This window comes from Vibrio plantisponsor, assembly GCF_013041605.1.
GTDB lineage: Bacteria > Pseudomonadota > Gammaproteobacteria > Enterobacterales > Vibrionaceae > Vibrio > Vibrio plantisponsor.
Window position 1 is genome coordinate 1 of sequence record NZ_JABEQC010000041.1, and the last position, 532, is coordinate 532.

The 532-nt window shown below is 45.1% G+C and carries 1 pseudogene; it reads right to left on the reverse strand.

The features are described from left to right. A pseudogene (locus tag HKI82_RS20425) lies at positions 1-532 on the reverse strand (glycosyl hydrolase family 26); the annotation flags it as partial.

Here is a 532-nt window from a genome sequence, read left to right on the forward strand (position 1 = left end):
GCTTCATTTGCTCTGGGTTGTCCTCACGAATCGGTGTCGCATCGACCCAACGCCAACGAGGAATAGACTTAACCTTAAAGGGGCGAGAGAACTCTGTTAGATGTCCATCAAGATGACCCGCTACGTCATTGAGTGGAGTTTGATGATTCGAAGGATAATCTTTTGATGTTTTGGTCGTCGGCTTTCCATCTTCGACCGTGACATGCAGTGAGGATATTTCCACCTTTTTGCCATCGGGAAATGCCCCATACAAGGTCATTTCGCATTGGTCATCCGGACGGTAGGTATCGTCTTGTTCATAAACACCAATAGGTACCACATCGAGGTTAAGAACGTTATCGCCTGGCTGTAAGTAGGCAGTAGGATTAAAGCCTGATGAGAAGGTACCACTGCTCGTTTTCAAGTTATCCAACATGTCCATTTTATTGAAGGCGGCAAAACAATAGACAGTTTCTGATTGGATATTGGTGGTATATAGAACATCTGGCTTTTGGCCTTCGTTCTCAATCTGGATATCAACGGTAGATACCTG